Origin of the sequence: Vibrio sp. YT-18 (assembly GCF_033337345.1) — a bacterium.
In the GTDB taxonomy this organism is placed as follows: Bacteria; Pseudomonadota; Gammaproteobacteria; order Enterobacterales; family Vibrionaceae; genus Vibrio; species Vibrio alginolyticus.
This window is the reverse complement of the sequence record NZ_JAWOQO010000257.1, coordinates 1-1065: the sequence shown is the minus strand read 5'-3', so window position 1 is coordinate 1065 and position 1065 is coordinate 1. Positions and strand designations below refer to the sequence as shown.

Sequence of the window (1065 nt, the reverse complement as noted above, 5' to 3'; positions counted from 1 at the left end):
TGTCCGCTTTACTATAACAGAAACAATGGACGGGTATTATTGCAGCTGTACAAGACACAATATTGTCAAAGTCTGTTTAGAATCTGGTTGGTTATTAATATAGTGAGATCAACAGCAAACTATATATCTACATCGTTTTTCTTTCCTTATTTGTTGTGTGGAATTGTAATCGTTAGAAATTAATCTCTCTTGATGGTTTTTGCGTACAAAAATAAACGAAAGGATGAGGTGTTATTTCTTCTCTATTTATCTTTTCTTCTTCAATGATTAAAAATTACATTTCTTCTGTGTAAATTATTCACGAATGGTTTCTCTCTCATCTTAAATATAACGGCTGTTTTAAAATAAACGCTTTAAAAATAGTTACTTATAAAGTTGGCACATGCTTTGCTCTATTAGAACTGCAACGTCAATATAGGAGAATTACCATGAATAACATCGCAGCTAAAATTGTACTTACTTCAGTTCTTGCAACGTCATCTACCGCAGTATTAGCCAGTGATAAATGGGAAAAAGAATCCATGGACGCTTGGCTAGATGGTAAAGCAGAAACCACCTTACTGCTTAACAGCAACCTGAACTCTTTTGATATCAACACTGATGTTGAAAATCAGGTGGTTACGCTGACAGGTTCAGTCAATAACGATTTGGAAAAGTCGCTGGCAGAAGAGTTGGTTTCAGGCCTTGATGGTGTGAAAAAAGTAAATAACGAGCTAACGGTAGTGAGTGAAAATAAACAAGATGCCGATTCTGATGCATTTGCTGCATTAACGGATTCAAAAATTACTACTATTGTGAAAACTCGTTTACTGATGGATACCAGCGTTAGTGGTACAGACATTGATGTCACCACAGAAAATAAAACCGTAACCTTAACCGGTAAAGTGAACTCAGATGCCGAGCACGATCTGGCATTATCGATTGCAAATAATACCAACGATGTAAATAAGGTTGTCGATAAGCTTGAAGTTGTTCAGTAATAACTAATATTGAGCTTTCACTTTAAAAATAAGGAGACACCACCATGGGTCGTTAAATGTTTATTTTCCTTGCTTTGGCTCTCGT

At 35.7% G+C, this 1065-nt stretch carries 1 protein-coding gene; it reads left to right on the top strand.

Features of this window, described 5'->3' with window-relative positions; all coding sequences use genetic code 11:
- The first annotated feature begins 428 nt into the window (after positions 1–428).
- The gene (locus R7M72_RS25810) at positions 429–980 is read left to right on the top strand and encodes a BON domain-containing protein (protein WP_005496656.1); all 552 of its coding nucleotides are present in this window, start codon (positions 429–431) and stop codon (positions 978–980) included.
- Positions 981–1065: the final 85 nt, after the last annotated feature.